18 protein-coding genes are annotated in these 24540 nt (G+C 40.8%); 1 reads left to right on the top strand and 17 read right to left on the bottom strand.

Annotated elements, in window-relative coordinates; genetic code table 11:
* Positions 1 to 2 precede the first annotated feature (2 nt).
* The 11 genes from C7B89_RS13675 to pdxR form a co-directional block, all read right to left on the bottom strand.
* A complete protein-coding gene (locus C7B89_RS13675) occupies positions 3 to 1559 on the bottom strand; it encodes an ABC transporter substrate-binding protein (protein ID WP_103117799.1) in 1557 nt (518 codons plus the stop codon).
* A 17-nt stretch (positions 1560 to 1576) separates the two neighbouring features.
* Entirely contained in the window at positions 1577 to 2548 is a 972-nt protein-coding gene (locus tag C7B89_RS13670; protein WP_103117798.1) for a P1 family peptidase, read from the bottom strand.
* 3 nt (positions 2549 to 2551) lie between these two features.
* Positions 2552 to 3565, bottom strand: a complete 1014-nt coding sequence (locus tag C7B89_RS13665; protein ID WP_048390129.1) for an ABC transporter ATP-binding protein — start codon at positions 3563 to 3565, stop codon at positions 2552 to 2554.
* A complete protein-coding gene (locus tag C7B89_RS13660) occupies positions 3534 to 4568 on the bottom strand; it encodes an ABC transporter ATP-binding protein (RefSeq protein WP_054550827.1) in 1035 nt (344 codons plus the stop codon). Before C7B89_RS13660 ends, C7B89_RS13665 begins: the two co-directional genes overlap by 32 nt.
* 15 nt (positions 4569 to 4583) lie before the next feature.
* Positions 4584 to 6038: an aldehyde dehydrogenase family protein gene (locus tag C7B89_RS13655; protein ID WP_115673917.1), complete on the bottom strand. Its 1455-nt coding sequence runs from the start codon at positions 6036 to 6038 to the stop codon at positions 4584 to 4586.
* 10 nt (positions 6039 to 6048) lie between these two features.
* Complete coding sequence (locus tag C7B89_RS13650) at positions 6049 to 6795, bottom strand: SDR family NAD(P)-dependent oxidoreductase (protein WP_115673916.1); 747 nt, start codon at positions 6793 to 6795, stop codon at positions 6049 to 6051.
* Between the two features lies 1 nt (position 6796).
* A complete protein-coding gene (locus C7B89_RS13645; protein WP_115673915.1) occupies positions 6797 to 7885 on the bottom strand; it encodes a tartrate dehydrogenase in 1089 nt (362 codons plus the stop codon).
* The gene (locus C7B89_RS13640; RefSeq protein ID WP_009374236.1) at positions 7882 to 9114 is read right to left on the bottom strand and encodes a M20 family metallopeptidase; all 1233 of its coding nucleotides are present in this window, start codon (positions 9112 to 9114) and stop codon (positions 7882 to 7884) included. Before C7B89_RS13640 ends, C7B89_RS13645 begins: the two co-directional genes overlap by 4 nt.
* A gap of 503 nt (positions 9115 to 9617) precedes the next feature.
* Complete coding sequence (locus C7B89_RS13635) at positions 9618 to 10745, bottom strand: conserved virulence factor C family protein (RefSeq protein ID WP_115673914.1); 1128 nt, start codon at positions 10743 to 10745, stop codon at positions 9618 to 9620.
* Positions 10746 to 10757: 12 nt separating this feature from the next.
* Positions 10758 to 12644 carry an ABC-F family ATP-binding cassette domain-containing protein gene (locus tag C7B89_RS13630; protein ID WP_115673913.1) on the bottom strand — a complete coding sequence of 629 codons (1887 nt, stop codon included), beginning with the start codon at positions 12642 to 12644 and terminating at the stop codon, positions 10758 to 10760.
* Positions 12645 to 12768: 124 nt separating this feature from the next.
* Positions 12769 to 14232, bottom strand: a complete 1464-nt coding sequence (gene pdxR / locus C7B89_RS13625) for a MocR-like pyridoxine biosynthesis transcription factor PdxR (RefSeq protein ID WP_115673912.1) — start codon at positions 14230 to 14232, stop codon at positions 12769 to 12771.
* Between the two features lie 104 nt (positions 14233 to 14336).
* On the opposite strand from pdxR, the gene C7B89_RS13620 reads away from it, so the two are divergent.
* On the top strand, positions 14337 to 15740 hold the full coding sequence (locus C7B89_RS13620; RefSeq protein WP_244205667.1) for a pyridoxal phosphate-dependent decarboxylase family protein: 1404 nt from the start codon (positions 14337 to 14339) through the stop codon (positions 15738 to 15740).
* 186 nt (positions 15741 to 15926) lie between these two features.
* On the opposite strand, the gene C7B89_RS13615 is transcribed toward C7B89_RS13620, so the two are convergent.
* The 6 genes from C7B89_RS13615 to C7B89_RS13590 all read right to left on the bottom strand — a co-directional run bounded on the left by C7B89_RS13615 (position 15927) and on the right by C7B89_RS13590 (position 24386).
* Positions 15927 to 16541, bottom strand: coding sequence for an HD domain-containing protein (locus C7B89_RS13615; RefSeq protein ID WP_054550819.1), 615 nt, complete (start codon positions 16539 to 16541; stop codon positions 15927 to 15929).
* Between the two features lie 703 nt (positions 16542 to 17244).
* Positions 17245 to 18288 (bottom strand): S-methyl thiohydantoin desulfurase domain-containing protein, encoded by a 1044-nt coding sequence (locus tag C7B89_RS13610; RefSeq protein ID WP_115673910.1) that lies wholly within the window; start codon positions 18286 to 18288, stop codon positions 17245 to 17247.
* A 16-nt stretch (positions 18289 to 18304) separates the two neighbouring features.
* Entirely contained in the window at positions 18305 to 19879 is a 1575-nt protein-coding gene (locus C7B89_RS13605) for an OPT/YSL family transporter (protein WP_048390111.1), read from the bottom strand.
* A 22-nt stretch (positions 19880 to 19901) separates the two neighbouring features.
* Positions 19902 to 20654 (bottom strand): IclR family transcriptional regulator, encoded by a 753-nt coding sequence (locus C7B89_RS13600; RefSeq protein WP_115673909.1) that lies wholly within the window; start codon positions 20652 to 20654, stop codon positions 19902 to 19904.
* 12 nt (positions 20655 to 20666) lie between these two features.
* The gene (locus C7B89_RS13595; protein ID WP_115673908.1) at positions 20667 to 22346 is read right to left on the bottom strand and encodes a hydantoinase B/oxoprolinase family protein; all 1680 of its coding nucleotides are present in this window, start codon (positions 22344 to 22346) and stop codon (positions 20667 to 20669) included.
* Between the two features lie 3 nt (positions 22347 to 22349).
* On the bottom strand, positions 22350 to 24386 hold the full coding sequence (locus tag C7B89_RS13590) for a hydantoinase/oxoprolinase family protein (RefSeq protein WP_115673907.1): 2037 nt from the start codon (positions 24384 to 24386) through the stop codon (positions 22350 to 22352).
* Positions 24387 to 24540: the final 154 nt, after the last annotated feature.

Below are 24540 nucleotides of genomic sequence, written 5' to 3'. Positions count from 1 at the left end.
TTCTAGTTTGAAAACTTGACCTCTGACATATCGTGGAACCAGAATGGATAGCTCTTGAGCCCCGTCACCTGTTTGTCAGATCCCCAAACGATTTGATAATCCGCAATATACACTGCTGTTGCCTGCTCAGCTAATATTTCCTGTGCACGATGATAGTACTCTATTTGCTTGGCTTGGTCGGTTTCCTTTAAAACATCAGCCATAATTTTGTCGTATTCTTCATTTTTAAATAAGAAGAAGTTTTCACTATCGTTTGTAGAAATGTAATCATTCAACACTTCAAAAGCAGATGCACGACCTGTTAAGTCAATCGTTGTCATTGCATAGTCACGACCAAAGTAAACGCGATCTAGCCAAATTCCCCATTCCACTACTTCAATTTCTACATCAATTCCGATTTCTTGTAGATTAGCTACGACAATTTGTGCAATATTTGAGTAAATATCATTGTGTGAAGACACTGTAATTTTTGTTTTAAAGCCATCCGGATATCCTGCTTCTGCTAATAACGCCTTCGCTTTTTCCACATCTCGCTCATACATGCTTTCTAAGCCCTTCTTTTGGAAATCGCCCATCGCTGGACTCATATTAGAGCCAAGTGGCACAGCATAGCCTGCAAACACAGAGTCAATAATATCGGCTTTACTAATTGCGTAATTGATTGCTTGACGAACCTTCACATTGTCAAATGGTGCCTTTGTTTCGTTAAATGTAACAATAAGAGAAGAGTTATTATTTTGGTGTGATAAATTATAGCTTCCCTCTACCTCGCTCACACGGTGCCAAGGAACACTCGTTAAATCAACTTCGTTTGCCATTAAGCTCATAATGGCTGCCTGATCATCTGATTGGAAGGCAAAGGTTACTTTATTCAAATAAGGTAATCCTTCTTGCCAATACTGTTCATTTTTCTTAAGCTCTAAATTTGTACCTGGTGCATATTTCACAAAGGCAAATGGACCTGTACCAATTGGATTTTCATTATGCTTCCCATCATTGCTCTTTGGAATAATAGCTGATTGTCTGCCTGTTAATGAATACAAGAAATTTGAATTTGGCTCTTTTAGCTTAATCACAAATGTACTTGCATCAGGCGCCTCTGTAGATGCTACATTATCAAAGCTATTGGACATTTTTTCCCCACCATTTTTCCCCATTAAACGGTCAAAGGAATATTGAATATCCTCCATCGTTAAATCATCACCATTATGAAACTTCACACCTTGGCGAATTTTAAACGTATAGGTTAAGCCGTTCTCAGAAATTTCATAGCTTTCAGCAAGTCCCTCCTTTAAGGAGCCATCCGTTTCAGGAGCCATTAGCCCCTCAAAGATATTTAGAATCATTTGATAAGAAATGGACGCTGTAGCTTTATGTGGATCTAAAAAATCTGGATCATCATTCACACGTACAACAATTTCCTGTGGAGCATCTGTTGCCGCTTGACCATCTGTAGTACCTGAAGTAGTCGTCGTTTTCTCTCCATCACTTGAACACGCTGCCATAACGATTGCCATTAACACTGTTAGTAGTATCAATCCGCTTTTTTTCCATTGCATGGCTGTTCCCCCTTTTTCTAAGTGCTTGACTTTTGAATGCTTGTATAACTCTCAACATCCGCCAATCGTTCAGCGGCTTTAATACCAGCCAGAATTGCTTCCTCCATCACCTTTGTCGCTAGCTGGCCTAAATAATCAAGTGCATAGGATTGATCCCCTGTACCAAGCACAAAAATCGTATCGCCATCCAGCATCGTATGAACAGGATAAATCGTGCGTGCTAAGGCATTTTGCGTAAGCTGCGCAATCTTTTTAGCCTCAGCCTTCGTTAGCTTGGCATTCATTGCCACAACACCAATGGTTGTATTAGTTCCCGCTAAAGCCTCTGATTGTGCATGTTGCTCTAAATAGGCACAGCAATCCACCCATTGACCAGAATGCGTATCTCTTGCTCCAGCTAAAATTTTCCTCGTTGTAGGGTCCTTGACATCTCCAACTGCATTGACAGCCACGATAGCACCTGCTACAAGACCATCTTTTCCCGCATAGGAAGCACTACCAAGCCCACCCTTCATTGCAAATTCTGGACCAGCTAATTTGCCTACAGTTGCTCCGTAGCCCGCGCCTACATTGCCATTTGGAAATGAGCCAACTTGTGCCGCTTGTGCCGCTTCATAGCCCATTAGTGCTGTAGGTCGTGCATGTGGATCACCGATAAACAAGTCAAAGAGTACAGCACTTGGTACAATCGGTATTTTCGCTACTCCTGCATCTACCCCAATCCCTTGCTCCTCTAAAAATTGCATGACGCCTGTAGCAGCATCTAACCCAAACGCACTACCCCCAGCTAAACAAATAGCATGAACTCGGTCAATTTCATTGATGGGATCTAACGCATCTGTTTCACGAGTACCTGGTGCAGAGCCTCGAACATCCACTCCACAAACTGCTCCGTTTTCCACTACTAGCACCGTACAGCCTGTGATGCCCTCCTTGTTCTCGCGATGTCCTACCTTAACACCTGGCACATCCGTTATATTGCCAAACATTCTTCACACCTCACTTTTTAAATAATTATAATTTTCTGATTTTTCATCATATAAAAAACAGGCTACTCGTTGATGATCATTTTCATTGTGAAGCTTCGGTCTCTCCTGATGGCATCTTTCCATCACATGCGGGCAACGTGTATGAAAGACACAGCCAACAGGTGGATTCATCGGACTTGGTAACTCGCCCTGTAAAAGTATTTCTTGCTTAGGCTCATCAAAATTAACAACTGGTATTGCAGATAGTAATGCTTGTGTATAGGGATGCAACGGATTGGCATATAGCTCCTTCTTTGTCCCAATCTCCACTACTCTACCTAAATACAGCACTGCCACACGGTCACTAATATGCTTCACAACGCTTAAATCATGTGAGATAAATAAATAGGTTAATTGAAATTCATCCTGTAAATCCATCATGAGATTGAGCACTTGCGATTGCACCGACACATCCAATGCTGAAACGGGCTCATCGGCTATAATGAATTCTGGATGAATCGCTAATGCCCGTGCAATCCCAATACGCTGCCGCTGCCCACCAGAAAATTCATGTGGAAATTTATGCATGGCATCCTCAGGTAGCCCTACCTTTTGTAATAGCTCCTTCACACGCTCTTTGCGTTGCTCCTTCGTCAAGGTTAATTGTAGCTTCATCGGCTCTTCGATTATAGAACCGATTCGCATCCGAGGATTGAGAGAGGCAAAGGGATCTTGAAAAATCATTTGCATTTGATTGCGGTAACTTTGTAGCTTATTCCCCTTTAAATGCTGGATGGGTTGTCCTTTATATAGCACTTCGCCTGCTGTTGGTTCAACGAGCTTTAAAATTGTTCGCCCAAAGGTGGATTTTCCTGAGCCTGATTCACCAACAATTCCAAGTGTTTCCCCTCTATAAATCTCAATCGAAATATCATCAACCGCTTTTATGACCTTTTTCTCTTCCTTCATCGATTTACGCTTCACAGGAAAGTAGGCTTTTAAATGATTAATTTCCAGCAAAACTTCTTTCTCTGTCATGAGCCAGCTCTCCTTTCTCCGTGAATAAATGACAGCGTACCTTATGTGCCTCCTGAATGTGATGAACAGCAGGTTGCTCCTGATGACAATGTGCCAGCGCATGGGGACAGCGTGGCGCAAAGCGACAGCCGTCAGGTAATGCATACGCAGGTGGCACAGTACCAGGAATCGATGGTAGCCTTTTGACATCTGTTTCAAGGCTTGGCATCGTCTTTAAAAGCGCTGTGGTATAAGGATGCTGTGGATTTAAAAAGAGCTCTCTTACTGGAGCCTCCTCGACAATCTGTCCCGCATACATCACCATAACGCGGTCAGCTGTCTCTGCAACAACGCTCATATCATGGGTAATGAATAAAATGGCTGATCGATGCTCTTCCTTCATTTTTAGCATCAGCTTTAAAATCTGTGCCTGAACCGTGACATCAAGTGCAGTAGTTGGCTCATCCGCAATCAATAGCTGCGGATTATTCGACATTGCGATGGCAATCATAACTCGTTGTCGCATCCCGCCTGAGAGTTGGTGAGGATATTCAGCGATGACCTTTTCTGCATTCGCAATCCCGACTTCTTTTAATAGCTGTAGCGCTTTATTCCATGCCTCTTTTTTCGATACCCTTTGGTGTCTTCGTATGCCTTCAATCATTTGATTGCCAATCGTAAAAACGGGATCTAAAGAGGTCATGGGCTCTTGAAAAATCATACTAATTTCATTGCCTCGTATACGGCTCATTTCTTTATTTTTATAGGTAAGTAGATTTTTACCGTTTAAAGTGATAGAACCTGACGTAATTTCTCCTGGAGGTATAGGCAGCAACCGCATAATGGCTAAGGATGTAATACTTTTGCCACTTCCCGATTCACCAACCAGTGCAACGGTTTCTCCTTTATGAATAGTAAAATTCACATCTTCCACAACTTTTGCCTCTTTGCCATTTTTTAAATGGAATTTAATTGATAAGTGATTGACCTCTAAAAGCACATCTTTTTCTTTTGGCTGTTCCATATGCGTCCCTCCATCTCAGTGTTGATTAGGTGGTGCATAGCGTATAGCGATATTTTTCATTTGCGTATAGTTTCGCAGTGCAACAAAGCCCTTCTCTCGACCAATTCCGCTTTTTTTATAGCCTCCAAATGGCATTTGAATGCCTCCAGCAGCCCCATAATTATTGACAAATATTTGTCCCGCCTGCACACGACTTGCCACATAGTGAGCCGTATCGATATTTTGTGACCAAATGCCCGCCACTAGGCCATAGTCCGTACTATTGGCTAATGCGATGGCCTCCTCTACAGTCGAAAATGTCAAGACGGTTAACACTGGACCGAAAATTTCCTCCTGAGCTAATGGATCATTTGGATCAACACCATCAAGTATAGTTGGCTGAACATAAAAGCCGTTCTCATAGCCTGCCAATGTCAATGGTTCCCCACCCGTCACAACATAGCCATCTACCTTTGCTTGCTGTAATAATGCAGTGATTTTTGTATATTGTTGTTCATTCAGTAACGGTCCCATCTCCATATCTGCCTCACCTGGTCCTACTTGGATCACTTGGAACCTTTGGGCTAATCGGGAAATAAAGGACTCTTTTATTCGTTCCTCAATGAGTAAACGTGCCCCTGCTGAACAAGTTTGACCAGCATTTTGAATAATCGCACGTACAACTCCCTCTAATGCCTGCTCCATGTTAGCATCCGCAAAAACAATATTAGGAGATTTACCACCAAGCTCTAATGTCACAGGCACAACATTTTCAGCAGCCGCCTTCATCACCGCAATTCCTGTGGGAACAGAACCTGTAAACGTAATATGATTAATATCGGGATGTGAAGTTAAATAAGGACCAACTTCTCGTCCCAAGCCCGTAATATGCTGGAAAATCCCTTTCGGCAACTTATCGGCGAACCATTCTGCAATGGCATGTGTTGTTAGCGGTGTATCCTCCGCACTTTTCACAATGACTGCATTACCAGTTGCTATAGCGGCTGCTACACTTCTTGCCGTAATTTGAATCGGATAATTCCATGGCACAATATGTACCGTAATGCCCACTGGCTCTAGCACTACTGCATTTAAAAGTCCATCCTCAATCGGAATTGTATCTCCCATCACCTTATCCGCTGCACCACCATAAAATTCAAAATAGCGTGCCGCTGCTTCAATATCTGCTCTTGCCTGTGATAAGGGCTTTCCTACATCCCGACATTCTAGCAAACTCCATTCCTCTGCATGCTTACGAATATAATGAGCAAATTCGATCAATAACTGCCCACGTTCATAGGCTTTCCATTGACGCCAGTCCTCACGTTCAAAGGCTACACGGGCTGCACGTACTGCCTCTTCTATATGTTCTTTACTCGCGTTGCTAATTTGTGCAATCACTTCACCCGTTGAGGGATTCTTAACATCGAGGTATGTCTGAGCATCACCGTGAACCCACTCACCATCTATCAACATAGGAATTTTTTTCATTGTACCCCTCCTATAATCCACGGCCACCATCTACATGTAATGTCGTTCCTGTGACCATACTTGCTGCATCTGATAGTAAATAACTAACAGCTCCTGCTATATCTGCTGGCTTCACTAATCGTCCTAATGGCACAGATTGCACAAAGACACTTTGCTTCGTCTGCTCTACGTCTGCACCCTGTGCGGCAAATTGACCAAGCATTTGTGTGTCTGCTGGTCCTGGATGAATCGTATTAACCCGAATTTGACTAGATGCTAGTTCAATTGCTAGTCCTCTCGTAAAGCTCTCTGCTGCACCCTTCGATGCAATATAAGCCTGTAAGCCCGGTCTTGGTCGCACTGCTGAAATCGAGGCAATTGTAATAATAGAACCCCTTTGCTGTTTTTTCATAAAAGGTACAACTGCCTTTGTCGTGATAAATAAACTTTTCACATTAACATCCATTAAACGATTCCATTCATCCATTGTGACCTCTTCAATCGGCGTAGCTGACTGGGCAATTCCCAGTGCATTAACAAGACCATCTATTCTGCCATACTTATCAAAAACCTGCTGGCAGATGTCTTGCACACGTTCCTCCTGTAACACATTGACTTCAAAGCATTGAAGGGCATCCTGTGCAATATCTGATAAGGCATCTATGGATAGATCAAGTCCAATAACTCGATTGCCCAGCTTTAATTGCTCGTGAATAATGGCCTTTCCCATACCGCCTCCCGCACCAGTAACCACAATCACCTGTTGCTCAACTGCCATGCTAAACACCTCCTGCTGTTAAAGTTCTATTAATAATTTCCTGACAAATCGCATCGCCCATTTGTGCTGTTGTCGCTTGTCCACCAATATCTGCTGTTTTCACAACGCCTTCTTGCAGCACAGCTGTAATGGCTTTAACAATGAGCTGTTCTAAATCTGGTCTGCCTTGATGGCCAAGCAGTAAGGCAAGCGACCAAATTTGAGCGATTGGATTGGCAATGCCCTTGCCTGCAATATCTGGTGCTGAGCCATGAACAGGCTCAAACATCGATGGAAAATCCTTTTCGGGGTTCAGGTTGGCTGATGGTGATAGACCAAGTCCTCCGACAATAGCAGAGCCTAAATCGGATAAAATATCGCCAAACAAATTGGACGCTACTACCACTTCAAAATTCTGTGGTCGTTCTACGAAATAGGCGACGAGTGCATCGATATAAATGGATTCGAGCTGTAGTGCTGGTGAACTTTGCTTCACCGTTTTGCTTGTATGCTCGTCCCAGAATTTCATCGAATGAATAATGGCATTCGATTTTGTCGCACTTGTTATTTTGGTTTTACCGTGTTGCTTCGCATAATCGCAGGCAGCATGGACAATTTTTTCAATCCCAATGCGCGTCATGATTGTATTTTGAATCGTCATTTCCTGCGGCTGCTGTTGGTACAGTCGACCACCGCTGTCCGAATATTCACCCTCTGCATTTTCACGGAAGATCACAAAGTCAATTTTTTTGCCGTTAGCCAAGGGCGACGCTATCCCAGGTAGTGATTTAATAGGACGGAAATTCACATATTGCTGGAAATGCTTTCGAATGGGCATAATTAATTCCCAAACGGTAACATCATCAGGCACACGAGCATCGCCAATAGCTCCAAATAAAATCGCATCATATGTTTGAAGTGTTGCCAGTGCATCATTAGGCATCATACAGCCATGCTGCACGTAGTAATCGGAGCTCCAAGGAAAGATGGTTGTTTCAATTTGTAAGGAGCTATGTTGTTCTTGCAAACAATTTAAAACTTTTAACGCTTCCTGCATAACCTCTTTTCCTATGCCATCTCCTGGTATTACTGCTATTTTGAAAGCTGTCATTGTGCATCACCCGCCAAAAATTTTAATGCTGCTAAACGGTAAATGGCCGTTGTTTCTGCCAATTCTTCAATGTCCACATACTCATTGATTTGATGAGGAATTTCTCGATCTCCTGCTCCAACCGTTACAATTGGAATACCATGCACATGAAGAAACGTCCCATCTGTCGCACCTGGAACACCGTTATATTTTGGTTCCTTCTCTGTTACCTCTGCCACAGCCTCATATATTGCCTGTACAACAGGGTCTTCCTTCGCTGTTGCTGTTGCAGGTCGGTTATCAAGAACCGTCAGTTCTACTTTGAAATCAGGATCATCTGCTTGTAATCGTTTAATAATCGCTTCAATCTTGCCCAGTAGTTCATCATGGTCCTGCGCAGGCACCGTGCGAATATCGAGTGTTGTCATACAGTGATCAGGAATGACATTGATTTGTGCATCTCCCTTTACAGGCGCTCGTAAAATCGTTGGTGTAATAGATGGCCAATTCAGCATTGGATCACGCCCTAATCGTGCTTGCTCCTCTTTTTCCAATTTTTCAAGCTCTACGATGAAACGTGCCATACGCCAGTTAGGATTAATGCCACTCCACGAAATCGCACCATGCGCCATTTTACCGAAAATATCTACCTGTAAACGAATAGCCCCGCGTTGTGCAATACACACATTATTTTCCTGTGGCTCACAGATAATCGCACCATCCACACCATCGGCCCAGCCATTCTTAATAAAATGCTTAATGCCTAGCATAAGCCCTTCTTCATCACATGGAATACATAAAATAATTTTGCCCGTAAACGCCTCTTGATCTAGTAGCAATGACTGACAAGCTGTAATCATACAAGCAAGATTCCCTTTTGTATCATTCGTTCCCCTGCCATACATACGCCCATCTACAATTTCTGCTCCAAATGGATCATAGGCCCAAGCCTCTCGATTGCCCTCTGTCACCACATCCGTATGTCCTTCGAAAAGTAATGTTTTCCCAGGCTTGCCCGAATCAATAATACCAATGACATTTGGTCGCCCTGGCACAACCTCCTCGATATGCGTCTCGATGCCAATATCTCGTAAATACGCCGCTACAAAAGTTGCCACCTCTTGCTCATTGCCCTTCGGATCGTTCTCACGGTAAACGCTTTCAATGCGCACGAGCTTCTGTGTTAAGGCAATGACCGTCTCACGATCTCGCACATACGATTTTGTTGTCTTTAAACTAGTTACTGTCATGCAAAGGACCTCCTATTTTTAAAGAATATTCTGAATTTATGTTATTTTAACATTGTCCTTTCTCTATGAAACTAGACAATATGTTAATGATTCAAAGAACGCCTTTAACTTTTTGTTTAGCAATAAAACACTAGAAAACAACATTTTTTTCTGTTTTACACGATTTTTCGATCAATTCATCGAATGCAAGAGAGTATTGTTTTTGATTTTCAGGTGGTTAGATAATTATAGTTTGGAAGAGGGAACACTTTTTTGAGCGGGATTTCTTTAATTTGGAGAAAGGGTTTTTGGTTCTGTGGAGCGACCTTCATCTCTTTTTAGAGCGGGTATCCGCTTCTTTGAAACGATTCACCCTTTTTAAGAGTGGGTCCACACTTCTTTGGAGTGGTTCGCTCACTCTTGGAGAGGACCTATCACCATTCAGAAGCACCTTACCCATTTATTAGGGCGAATGCCAACCATTACAAAATAGAAAAAAACCAGCATTTGCTGGTTTTTCCTGATTATTGTTGACGGGATTCGGTCATTTGCTTCCAAACCGAGCCTTTTGCTTCCTCGCCTTGTTCGATACGGGCAATGGCCATTTTCACTTGTAGCTTCACTTCGAATTCTTTGTCATCTTCGGCAGCCTTCAATGCTGGTAAGGACTGTTCTGTGCCGACCTCATATAAATACATGGCTGCGCGCCAGCGAACCAATTTGTTTTTGTCCTGTAAGGCTTGCAGCATGGCTTCTTCAAATTCTACAAAGCCAAGGTCACTCATGCAGTCACCTGCTGTTCGACGTACTGCTGCACTTTTATCTTGTAGGGCTCTTTCTAAATAAGGGACAACTGCCACATCCTCAATCATGCCTAAGTACACCGTCGCTAGTCGACGGATAGACATTTGTTCATCCTGTAAGGCTAAATCTAATAGCGGTAGATCGTCAAGCTCAGGATCAGCCATTTGATCGAGCAGTTGGAAGCGTTTCTCCCATTCAAGTTGCTTGAACTGTTCTACTGTCACTTTGAGTTTGTCCGTTTTCACAGCGGCTTTTTCACCATCATTATTGATAGCTGTGACAATTTCTGCTAAACGGTCTGCAGAATAAGTGACATCAATCTCCTGTTTGATTGTTTCAGCAATTTCCTCAAGCTCACCGTATCGAACCCCATAATCAATCCACTTACGTTGGAAAATATAGTTTTCATCTACTGCTGACTCAATAATTTGATTAAAAGCATCGACAAAACGGTCTCCGCAGCTAATACGATATTCACGTTGGTTATCAAAAACTTTTACTTGTAAAGGCACCTGCTTGTAAAATTGTACATGGACATAAACCTCTCCATAAAATTCATTGGCCACAACCGTTTCTTCTTGTGTTTGGACATCTTCCCCTAACACTTGACGAATACTTGCTAGAATGCCTTCCCATGCATATTTGGCATTGCGCTCAACAGCAAAGAAATCGGCTACATGGTAAACGCCCTTTACTCCCTCAATCGCTAAAATAGCAGCCGCCTCGCCTGTTGCTTCGTCTTTATTATCCTTTGTAAAATTATAGCTCTTCCCGAATGGTAGCTCTGTATCAACAACAATCTTCATAGAATTGGGACTTGGCGTCGGTTCAATGGTAATAATCTTCATGTCTATCGCTCCTTATCCGTTAACTATTTCATCTAAATACGACCATCTTTCAATTAGATGCTCATACTGTGCATTTAGCTCATCCAACTTAGCTGTTAATTCCTGTAGCTTGGTAAAATCTGAACCTGCATTGGCGATTCCTTCTTCGGTCTCCATAATAGCAGTTTCTGTTTTCTCTATCTCGTCTGCAATCGTTTCCCATTCTTTTTGCTCTTTAAACGATAGCTTTTTTTTGTCTGATTTTGGCTTTTCTGATTTTGGCTTTTCTACTTTTGACGTTTCTCCTTTGACAGTAGCTGTCTGCTCACGTTTCTCCAGATACTCACTGTATAGATCCAGTGTTTCCTCTACTTGTCCCTGACCATCTAGTATCCATAGCTTTTTCGCAATACGGTCGAGGAAGAAACGATCATGGGAAATCGTGATAACCACGCCTGGGAAATGCTCGATGAAATCCTCTAGCACACCTAATGTTTCAATATCTAAATCATTCGTTGGCTCGTCCAATAATAAGACGTTTGGTTGCTCCATCAATAAACGTAATAAATGAAGACGCTTGCGCTCACCGCCCGATAATTTTCCAATTGGAGTACCATGAGCATGCAACGGGAATAAAAAGCGCTCCAGCATTTGAGCAGCTGAGTAACGGACACCCTCTGCATCGGTAATATCATTTGAAGCCTCACGTATATATTCAATCATGCGCTCATTTTCATTCATTTTCGGCAATGTTTGCTTGAAATGTGCCAGCTTGACCGTTGACCCAACAAGAATTTCACCTTGATCGGGTGTCAGCTCTCCTGCTAGCATGTTCAACAAAGTTGATTTCCCTACACCGTTCGCGCCGATAATGCCAATTCGATCACCTTGCTGTAGTAGAAATGAGAAGTTTTCAAGGATTTTTTGCTGGCCAAAGGCTTTCGAAATTTTCTCAGCCTCCAGCACTTTACGTCCAAGACGTGTTGTCGCAAGTCCCATATCCAAGGAAACATCTTCTGTTTTGCGTTCTAGGTTTTCTTCTAGCTTTTCAAAGCGTTGAATACGAGCCTTTTGCTTAGTTGAACGCGCCTTCGCACCACGACGTATCCATTTTAATTCTGAACGATAACGATTGCGATCCTTCTGTGCAGAAGCAGCTTGCATCTCCTCACGAATAGCTCGGGCCTCTAAATAATCACCGTAATTCCCTGTATGACGATACAAGGTTTGATTTGCTAACTCGTAAATATGTGTTGATAATTCATCTAAGAAATAACGATCGTGGGTGATGAAAATCACTGCACCCTTTAATCGTAAGACCATCTCTTGAAGCCATTCTGTAGACTGTACATCTAAATGGTTGGTGGGCTCATCCAATAAGTAAAGATCCGCTGGTTCAATTAACACCTTCGCTAATGCTACACGTTTTTGCTGACCGCCTGATAGCGTTAGTACCTCTTTTTCAAAAGTTTCAATCCCAAGCTTTGTTAAGGCCGTCTTTGCAAGGGCATTGACATCCCATGCCTGCTCTTCATCCATGCGCTGTTGCAGACTAAATAACGTCTTTTGTAAACTTTCGGATGTTGGGTTACTTGCTAGTGCAGCAACCGTTTCCTCATATTGACGATTCAGCTGTAAAATGGGCGAATCGCCTGAAAAGACAGCTTGTAAAACTGTTTCACCTGCCTGAAATGTAGGCTCCTGTGGTAAATAAGCGACACGGTATTTATTCGGGCGATCTACTGTCATCGAATCCGCTTCCATGTCCCCAGCTAAAATGGATAACAGGGTTGATTTTCCCGTTCCATTTATACCGATTAAGCCTGCCCGCTCTCCCTCATAAATGGTAAATTCAATATTTTGAAAAAGCGTTTTATCGCCCACTGTTTTGGTTAAATTTTGTACAATTAAATGACTCATTCCACTATTCCATCTCTTTCATGTTAGGTATTGTTCATGCCCACACGATTTTTATGTAGACGATTATTGATATCCACTATTCATCATAACATCAAACCGCAGGTAAACAAAGAACAACAAACTATCAACGAACTGGTGGCATGTCCTGTAAATAGGATTCCATAAGCTGACAAAGCTTGATGATTCCTTGTGTTAAGTCGTGAGGTTCAGGATAAGAGTAACTAATTCTTAGATGGTGATATTGTGGCTCTCCTGGATAACAAGCTGAGCTTGGTAAAAAGGTAATTTGGTTTTGTTGAGCCTTCCATAACAGCTCATCCGTATTGCCATTACTAGGTAAAGACACCCAAATATTAAGTCCACCTTTTGGCTCGATCCACGTAACGCCCTTTGGTGCATGCTTATTCAACAATGCAATGGTCTGATCCCTTCTTATCTCAAGTGCAATGCGCAGTTTTTCTAAATGGGCATGCATTCGGTCTGAACGTAAAAATGGAATCAGTGCCTTTTGTGTTAATAAGGGGTTACCCGAATCGGCACTGGATTTGGCAGATAAAAGTCGTTGATGAACGGTACCTTTTGAAAGGATAGCGCCGATTCTACAGCTTGGGGCCAACGTCTTACTAAAGCCTTTTATATAAATAACATGACCACTTGTATCTAAAGCTTTCAGAGGTGGTGGTGGTGGGTTATCGTCAAAATAAATTTCATTCCATGAATCGTCCTCTACAATAAGAAAGCCATATTGTTGGGCAAGATCCAGTAATTCTCTCCTTCTTGCTTCACTTAAAACTGTGCCTGTAGGATTATGGAAGGTAGGATTTGTATAGATAAGCTTTGGCTGTTTGCTTAGGCAGAGTGTCGCTAGAAGAGCTGTCTGCATTCCTTCCTCGTCTACTGGTATGGGAATAATGTGGGCCCCACGATTTCTAAAGACATCGATTGCTGCTGTATATGTAGGGGCTTCGGTAATGACAATATCTCCAGGTCCAATAAATGTTTTAGCCACTAAATCTATACCTTGTTGTACACCGTTTGTCACAATAATTTCCTGCGGTGTTGTGGCAATATTACTATATGTTTTGACATAGTCTCGGATTGCCTTTCGTGCATCTTCATCCCCCTGTACCGTTCCATAACGAGCCACAATCTGAGGATCTGCCTGTAATATCGCCACAATTTCATTCACCAAATAAACAGAGGGTAATAATCCAGGGTGGATGGTCGCACTGGAGAATTTCATCGCATATTCCATTCTTTTATTTAACATAGATTGTGAACGTTGAATGTAATCAGGAATGGTTAGTTGCCAATTATAATCACTACCGCTCTCATTTGAGCTTCTTTGTTCTTTGTTTCGAACAAACGCCCCCTTGCCATGTATCACTTCAATATAACCATTTCTTTCTAATAAGGCATATGCCTTACTGACTGTGACAGGACTCACTTGATTTTCTTTTGAAAAGCTCCGAATAGAAGGTAATTGGCTCCCTTCCTGTAAAAATTCTGACCTTATTTTTTCTGCAAGGATAGTTGAAATTTGATCAATTAAAGATTGATCGGACTGACGATTCAGCTTTATTTCCATTGGACCTCCAACTGTTATAGTCTTCATTTGACTGTTATATATATCACTATATAGTGTAGAGGCAGAAATAGCTAAGTTAAAATGAAGGGAAATGATGATACATGATGAACATGAAGCAAGATCAGGAAAAAATAAAAACGCTTTTAATGGATGTAGTTGACCATGCAGCCAATTTTTTTACTAATCTGGAGCATAGAGCTGTAACGAACCATTCCTCTAGTGTTCCTACTCCTACACTTCCAGAAGTGGGTGAGGGTGCTCAGGCAACACTTCAATATTTTACAAAGCAATTTGCTGAAGGCTTAAATAGTAGTGTAGGCTCAAGGTACTTAGGTTTTGTCACAGGTGGATCTACCCCTGCTTCGATTGTCGGAGATTGGTTAGTAAGTGTTTACGATCAAAATTTATCCCATTCTAAGGGCTCTATTGCAGGTTCAATGGAGCTTGCGACAATTGACATGCTAAAGGAGTTATTGCTATTAAGCGATGATTATCGAGGAACATTTGTCAGTGGGGCTACGATGGCTAATTTTGTAGGACTTGCTCAAGCAAGGGAATGGATTGCACAATACTATGGAAAAAACACTGCTCTGGATGGTCTATATGGTATCCCTCCAATAAAGATTGTTAGCGGAACGCCCCACTCAAGTATAATCAAAGCAACCTCTATGCTTGGCATGGGGAGAAATTCCATTCATACTATGCTATGCCTAGAACAGCGAGAAGCCATTGATATCACAAAATTACAGCAGTTTCTTGAAGAAAACCTACATGAACCTTGTATAGTTGTAGCAAATGCGGGAACTGTCAATACGGTTGACTTTGATGATTTGCAAGCAATTGGCGAGCTAAAAAAGCGATACCCTTTCTGGCTTCATATCGATGCGGCCTTTGGTGGCTTTGCAGCCTGTTCACCAAAGTATCGTCACTTTGTTGAGGGCATGAATTATGCAGATTCTATTACAATTGACGCACATAAATGGCTGAACGTCCCTTATGATGCCGCTATGCAATTTACCCGTCATCAATCGTTGCAAGCAACCGTTTTTCAAAATAATGCTGCCTATCTTGGTAGTTCCCTTGAAAATCCAGATTTCTGTGATCTTACACCTGAAAATTCACGTCGTTTTCGTGCGCTACCTGCTTGGTTTTCTTTACAGGCCTATGGTAAATTGGGCTACCAACAATTAATAGAAGAAAATGTATTACTCGCACAACAGCTTGGTCAAAAAATAGATGACAGTCCCTACTTTACATTGCTAGCACCTGTTCGACTGAATATCGTGTGCTTCGCCGTCAATCATGAGGCACTGACAGCTGAAATGAACCAACAATTTTTAACTACTTTAAATCAACAAGGCAAAGTATACATGACGCCAACTGTCTACAAAGATATGCCAGCTATTCGTGCGGCTTTCAGTAATTGGCGTACTTCCCAAGCAGACCTGACAATCATTTGGGAAGCATTAACAACAGCGATATCCTCCTATTTTAATGAATCCATCTAAGCTATTAAATGGTAATGGAGTAGCATGATGAAGGATTCCTCATTTGTGCGTCTCCAATCTATTTGATAGTCAATACAAAACTAAAATACTAGCTTACCATACATCCTTTTGGTGGTACGAAGACCATACCCGAATGAAGCACAAAAACCGCCCTTCTATTTGAAAAGGCGGTTTTTGTGCTATGTGCTATTGACCGATTTCGTGCTGGAGTTGCTTTAAAAAACTTTCCATAAATTGATGACGTTCAAGTGCCATTTGCTTGCCCTTTTCCGTCACCATTAAATCTTTTAGCAATAATAATTTCTCATAAAAATGAGTAACAGACGAGGTATTTTTCTGACGATATTCTGACTCTGACATATTTGTGCGTGCTTCTTCTTCCTTATCATAAAGCTTGCGACCTTTTGCGCCACCATAAGCAAATGTTCTGGCAATGCCAATAGCACCAATCGCATCTAAACGATCTGCATCTCGGACGATTTTTGCTTCCAATGATGTTGCTTCTAGCTCATTCCCACCATTAAATGACACTTGAGCAATGCAATCTCGAATATGCTGCTTTTTACCTTCACTAACAGGTAATTCCGCAATAAGCTGTTCTTCCTTTTCCTTGCTATCGGTATACTTTTTGTCACTGACATCATGTAAAAGTACCGCTATTTTCACAACTTCTTCATCTGCTGTTGGCTCGCTATGTAGGATAGCTAATGCATTTTGATAGACACGTTCAATATGTTGAAAATCATGACTAGCATCAAATTGATCATATATTTCACGTACTTTATTCATTAAATGATTCATAGTCTTCACTCATTCCTTTCCTACAAAATTATACTGTATTTTATTACATAAGAGGTAATCTAGAAAAATTAAAAATCAAATCCATTTCAATTGACTAATTTTTCAGAATATTGTATGATAAACGTACAGAACAGCTATTTGTTCTGTACCTCATATTTTTCAGCAATGTACAACAGCTGTGTGTTTAACAGATTTAACATTAACTTCAGCGGGCTTACAATTGAATAACCTGTTTAAAAGATGACGTGCGTATTGAAAACCATTCATCTAAACAAATAAAAGTGAACACTTTCCCTTAGAAATTCTTTGTTTAACCCGCATAGCCAAATGTACATGCCGAAAATGTGAACAACAAGTTAGTTTGTTGCATGACCAAAAGGATTTCGCCAGTTGTAGCAGAAGTGCATTGTTTTTTCATTACTGGTTGTTACCTTCTTCTAGTCAATACCTTGATTATGTATGAACGTAGCTCCTCCCTTTAATGAAAATCGTACACGATAATTGCTTACAGCTTGTGAATACCACGTTCGATGAGTTGTGCAAATCAGTAAGAAATTCATTTAAGCCATCAATGTATGAAGTGAAAAAGGAAGTAGGAACGATTGTGATAAAATGTATTACCATCCCGCTGAAGGACAAATAAAAGCTGCCCATCTTACATTCAAGTAGATGATGGCAGCTTTTACTGTTTTATTTTCTTAATTTATAGAACGCCTTTGATCACTTCATCAATTTCCCGCAATAGTGCTTCGTTTTGCATGGTTGTACTTAATTTTAAGTTAGATTGGTCTACATGAATCACTGCAACATGCATTCCTTCTTCAATACTTGCACTTGGAACTGGCATCATTTTCTCTGTATCGAACGTCATAATGAGGTCTGGGAATTTGGATTGTACCTGCCCTTCCTTCGATAATGTCATATATTCATTCCAGAACGTCAGATGGTAATCACCCACTGATAATTCCCCTACATCGAAGCCATTTTCCTTTGTTAACGAATAATTTGTGACAGCGCCTGATACGATGTGCACGCCATTCAAATACTGCAACACATGGGCTAGCTTTTCTTCAAAGGTTTGCCCATTTAAGAAGCAATAGCCAAGCTCTATGGCCATGGTAATCGCATTTGGTGCGCCATGTTTTTGTAAATAGTCAATCGTCACAGGATTTCGAGTGACCCCGACTAGCCCGCCTGCTAAAATAGAAGCTTGGCGTGCTGTCTTTGCGGTGCTGTGTAAATTCCCTTCCACAAAGCCTTGGACGGCGAAGTCACCTTTTCCTCCTGCATAAAATTGTACGGATTGATATTCGTGTTGTTCATGGAGATTTAAAGAACCCATGATTCCCGTTGGATGTGCTCGTCCATTACAGGGAGCATCCACAACAGGTACATTTAATAAGACTGACTGCAACCAGCCATTGATCGTCGTGATGGCACCATTTTCATTGGTAATGATGCCCTTTAGACGTCGATTGATATAGTTGTTCATACTACGATAGCTCCAACAAAGCTGTTCATTTGAAATATATTGATCGGCCGCTGATGGCGCACCTACCATTGCCACACAGGCAACTAAATCTTCTTGGTCTAATTCGGTAATATCCACGATTTGAGGTTCGCCTGCTGCAAAGATTTCCTCCACTAGCTTGAGTCCTTCCTCTAGGAGACCACCGCCGCCTCCGCCAAGGATTGCTCCTCCATAAACGGCAGCAATCCCATCCTCATACGATAATCCTTTCGCCATTCAGCATGACTCCTTTCTATTTCCCTATTTTTAGAATGGAAGAGAAGAAGCTATATAGCGCATCTCCAGCGATGACACCTGCTGCAAAGACCGTCATTTCAGATTCTCTCTTACCTTTCGTCACATATGTGAAAATAACACGAAGTATGATACCAACTAATACAGCCCAGCCAGCAATTGGATTGACAAGTAACAAACCTGTTGCGAATAAGATACCCATTTGACGTTTTGAACCACCAATTAGCTGAATTAATGCACCTGGAATCGCCCAAATCATTAATTGTTTCGCTACATCGCCTGTAACGCCTGATTGAATTGTTGCTGCATACACATGGTTAACAGGTGCTACTAAATCCTGTGCAAAATAAGATTTATAGGATAGCAATACTACAACTGCGGAAATTGCAAAAGCTAGCATACCAGCAATCAATTGTTGCTTGCGACCTTCTTTTTCTAATGCAACATCACTACCATTACCACGTAAAATGAAACCAGTTTTTAAGTCATAGCCCATATCCGCAAATGCTACCCCTGTAGCAGCACTATACCCTGCTAGTAATGCAAGTGCTGGAGCTGGGAAACCAATTAAAATACCAACAATCAGTGTAATAAATGCCACTGCAAATGCAGGGAACCAACCCGCATGCATCGCTGCGATACCTACAATTAGCTCATGGACAAATGCAGCAATCGTTGCAAAGATGATGAATCCTATTAACATACCGAAAGACATGTGTGAAATTATACCGCCTAAAATAGCGATTAATAGAGCAATGGCTAAATATGCTATAAACCCAACACCAAATGCTTGTCGAATTTCTTTTGCATCTTTTGAATAGCTTAACTCTTCTGACTTTTTAGCCGACTTTTTATTCAATAAGGCAAAAGCTACTTGGAAAAGTGCTACAATCCCAGCACCAATCATAACGCCATGTGGAATATAGTAAGCATTTAAGTCAACATTAAATAATTGAACAGAATAGCCTCTTAATAAAAGCCCAATCCCAAACATCGTCAGTGCCCAAATATTACCGATGAACGCTACCCCAAAAGCTGACATTGGAATTTTCAAAACAGATCCCACGATACCAATTAACACACCACCAATTAATACCTTTGCATTTTTACCGCCTTTATCGCCCGCCTTAATGGCTTCAGCTGTTGCAATCCCTGGTGGCCAAGTACCTGCTGCTGGGAAAATCTTTGTATCGAAAAATTTATATAATAATAAAGCATCAACAAACATCGCTAAAATAACACCGATAAACAATGGTAATACTAAATTTTCATAGCCTAATACATATGGAATACCAATTGGCAACATTAAACTACTTGCTGCACTGAACGTTGCTGCCGAAATGGCAGTTTGAATAATATTTTGTCTGTGTACAGATTTAAAGGCAATTAGCTTGCCAATCGGTATTCTTCCAAGAATCATCGCAAATATTGCCCCAACGATTGATGTATTGGCAGAAATCCCTAAAGTCGTAATTAGCTGTATCCCAATAATTGCCCCCACAACAGATGTTAAGACGATCATTAGTAGAGTTACAGGCTCTAAAGCCCTTGGATGTAATACTTTATTATTCATAGTGTCAGCTCCCCTATTGTTGTTATAATTTTGAAATGTGTGATTGTATTTGCTGAGCTACTTTCACTAACTGTTCAAGCATATTTTTCTCCCTTTGATCATCTAAATCATATACTAACCCAGAAATTGTAAGAGATGCAGTGATTTCCTTTTTATAGTTAAATAACGGTACACTAATGCCAAATGCATGTTCATTATACTCCCCGATGGTAACACACCAGTTGTTTTGGCGAATTTGTTGCAGCTCTTCCTTTAATGACGCTAGGAAAGAAACATGCTCTTCCTTCGATTGTTCCTCATGAAAGAAGGCCATTAATTCCAGTTGCCTGTCCTCGTCTAAATAAGCAAACATGACCTTACAGGAAGCACCGATGTAAAGGGGTGTCTTTGTTCCTAAAGACACCGCATACTTTACATTTTTATTGCTTTCGGCTATTTTCGTTGTGACACCGTATTCATTGTCCATATAAGTAAGAAATACTGATTCATTGATTTCACTGGCAAGATTTTGCATCAATTCATAAATGGTCGAGTGAGGGTCTTTTGAATTCGATAACACATCATAAAAAAGGTACATTTTATAACCTAATTTATATTTTTTCGTGTGTTCATCCTGTATTAAATAACCCGCTTCTGTAAATGTATTAATGGTTCTTTGCACGACACTTGTCGGCAGTTTCATCATGCGTGAAATTTCACGAACACCTAATGCATTTTCTGTCGTTGCAAAGCATTCTAGTATATCCAATGAGTTTTTTAATGTCTTGACAGTCATCTATTTCTCCCTTTAAGCGTTTTGATAACCGTATCGCTCTTTCGCTACATCTACAGAAATATATTCATTTAATAGATCACGTTCAATGGCCTCTAAGCTTCGTTCGTGTGGAGGACCATAACCACCGCCAGTAGCAGTCACAAGCTCAATACGGTCGCCTTTTTGCAATTCATAATTGGCAAGTACGCCCACTGGTCCAATTTTCGTTCCATCCTTTTTATGAATGATTAAATAGTTGTGAGAGCCTTCTCCTCCACCATTTAAGCCGAATGGCGCGAATTGATGTCTACCTAAGTTCACAGAAACCTTTTGACCATCATGATTGACTGTATAAACGCGACGAACACCTAAGCCACCTCTAAATTGACCAGCACCAGCACCGTCACAATTTAAGCTATATTCATCAATTTGAATACCGTATTTTGTTTCTGCAATTTCAACTGGAAGATTATATGTTTCACCATCTCCCATACAGTATTGCCCGCTTTGCCCATCCTCATCATTCGCCGCTCCCCAGCCACCAACAGATGGCTCAACAATTAGGAATGACTCATCATTTTCAGGATTTTTCCCAGTGAGAATAAACGTACAAACAGATTGTAAATGCCCTGCCGATAAGCGTTCTGGTAAATGCGGCGCAAGAGCTTTCCAAATTAGATCAGCTGCCCCAATACGTGCCTCAAAATTCATAGACACAGGATGTGGGCGTTTAGCTGAAACAATCGAATTGTCATCTGTGATAATCGTTAAGCGTTTAAAGACACCTTCGTTAATTACGTCAATATCGCCAAGTAATGCTAGGAACATAACGCGCACACTTGCCATTAAACCAAACTGAGAACAGTTCATTGGCACATTGACTGCAGGATGTGAGCCTCTGAAGTCACAAATAAACGCCTCATCACTAATTGTGACTTTTACTTTTATTGGATAAGGTCCACCCTTTAATGGGTCCCCTTCAATAAAGTCCTCCGCATAAAATTCACCTTTAGGTAGGTGTTGAAGCTCATACTCTACAATTTTCTCACCCTTGTCCAATAATTTTTGAATGGACAATTTCACCGATTCCGCACCAAACTTCTGACAAAGCTCTGCGATTCGTTTTTCACCTGTTTTTAAGGCGGCTACTTGTGCAAACATATCACCGATTGAAAGCTCTGGTAAACGAACATTCGTAGAAATGATTTCATAGACTGCATCGTTCAACTCACCTTGATGATAAAGTTTGACACCTGGTAGCTGTAAACCTTCCTGATAGATTTCATTAGAATTACTTGTAAACGAACCAGGGTCCATGCCCCCTACCTCTGTCCAGTGTGCTTTATTGGCAGAGTACGCAATAATTTCACCGTTGTAGAAAATTGGGAGAACTAAGCCCACATCCGATAAATGCGAGCCACCTCCAACATAAGGGTCATTGATAATAATGACATCACCTTCATGTAGTTTTTTCCCATTATCAAACTTCTCTATTACATGCTGTACCATTGGACTTAACATCCCAATAAAGCTCGTTACACCGTTTCCTTGACTAATTAAATTACCCTTGGCATCTGTTAAACCACAAGCATAGTCTAATACTTCATAGATTACTGGACTCATAGAAGAGCGTGCTAGAGCTATAAACATCTCATCGCCTATAGCTAGCAATGAATCTTGAATAATTTCTACTGCAAAAACATCTTTTTTCATGTTTTATTTCCCCTCCATCTCTACTATCAAATTGCCGTATTTATCAATTTCAATTGATTGATTATTATTGATTACGACCGTAGATGTTGGATTTTCCACAATTGCAGGACCTGTAATGACATAGCCAGGTACTAATTTTTGTTGGTCATAGACATTGACCTCTACCCAACCTGTTCCCTTCACATATAAATTGCGTTGTGCCTTGATACATGTAGAATTGTCGATATGAGAGAAGTCTAGCTCTTTAAATTGAACCGCCTCATCTTTCCCGTAGATTGTAAGATGTAAGTTGACTAACTCAATTGGTGTAGCTGGTAAATCAAAAGAAAACTCTTGTTTATGTTTGATATGGAAGGCTTCTGCTAATGCAAGTAGCCCCTCTTCATCAAGCGTAATAGCTGATGCATTTAATTTAACGGTATGCTCTTGACCTTTGTAGCGTAAATCATAATTAATTTCAAAATAATAATGATCCTTTGATAATGGTGCATCTGCATAGGCATTAGCAATGACTTGATCAATATTTTCTTGAATAGCCGCAAGATGGTCTTTGTCAAAGTTCATTAAACTTGTTTGAATGTAATCTTGTCGATATTCGGTCATCATCATTCCTAATGCTGAGAAGACGGATGAGCCATAAGGAATAATGACTTTTTTCATACCAAGCTCTTCTGCTAAATTAATCGCATGTAGTGGACCACCACCACCAAATGCCACCATTGTAAAGTCTTCAGGATCATAGCCTTTACGAATAGAGATCAGCTTCAGTGCATTTAACATATTGGAGTTTGCAATATCTAAAATACCCTGTGCTGCTTCTTCTGCTGACACATTAAATGGTTTCGCAATTGCTTCAACAAGAGCCTCCTCCACTTTGTCAATGGATACTGGGTTATCAAAGTTTGCTAAGGATAATCTTCCTAAATAAACATTGGCATCTGTAATTGTTGGCTGTGTATTCCCTAAGCCATATGCTACAGGCCCTGGCTTTGCCCCAGCAGAATCTGGTCCAACCTTTAATGAGCCAAACTGATCTACACGTGCGATAGAGCCACCACCATTTCCGATTTCCACAATATCCACTACAGGTGTTTTAATTGGATAGCCCGCAAATTTTTCATTTCTTTCAATATAGTAATCTGTTGTGACATTGACTTTGCCATCTGTAATAAGCGAACATTTTGCTGTCGTCCCACCAACATCAAAAGCTATGATATTCGATTCATTTAAAAGTTGGCCTAATTTAGCTGCCCCAAACATCCCTGCTACAGGTCCAGATTCAACGAGGTTGATTGGTAGCTCCATTGCTTTATCAAAGCTTGTAGTTCCGCCATTCGATTGCATAATTTTTAAATGGTCTGTAATGCCAATTGTGCTTAATTTCTCTTTTAGGCTTTTTAAGTAGGCATGTGCAATTGGCTTTACATAAGAATTAAGGACTGTTGTGTTTGTTCTTTCATACTCACGGTATTCTTTAATCGTTTCACTTGAAAGTGTGATATATACTTCCGGCCAAATTTTTAAAATGGCTTCTTTTAACTGTTGTTCATGAATTGGATTTTTATAGCCGTGTATTAAGGAAATGGCAATCGCCTCAACACCTAATTCCTTAAATTTATAAACGATCTCGTCAACTTCCTCGGTATTAAGCGCTTTCATAATATTTCCTTTAAAATCAATTCGCTCATCAATTTCTTGACGTAAATAACGCTCTACAAATGGTTCTGGCTTTTTATATTTAAAGTTATATAAGTCTGGTCGATTTCCACGAGCAATTTCTATAACATCACGGAAACCCTTTGTTGTAATTAACCCAACTACGCCCCCTTTTCTTTCCGTTAATGTATTGATGATAACCGTCGATCCATGAATAAATGATTCAATGAAAGAATCTTCCGTTACATGTCGTCCTAATACATTTAATATGCCATCCTCAAAGTGACCAGGTGTCGTATGTCCCTTATCAAAATGAAGATTTCCTTTTTCATCTGTGAAAACTAGGTCAGTAAAAGTACCGCCAATATCTGTTGCGATTTTCAAGACTTCATCCCTCCGTGTTCCTATTATCGGTACAGTGTTCCGAATTAGAATTAAATAAATTATATTTAAAAGAAAAAGAAAATTCAATGTATTTTTTAAATAAAAATTCATTTGACAATTGTCCTTCGTTGTAAAAACCCGCTCTATCTTTCCA

Origin of the sequence: Lysinibacillus capsici (assembly GCF_003367505.1) — a bacterium.
Lineage (GTDB): Bacteria > Bacillota > Bacilli > Bacillales_A > Planococcaceae > Lysinibacillus > Lysinibacillus capsici.
Note: the sequence above shows the minus strand (reverse complement) of the source record. Positions and strands in the feature narration are given on the sequence as shown.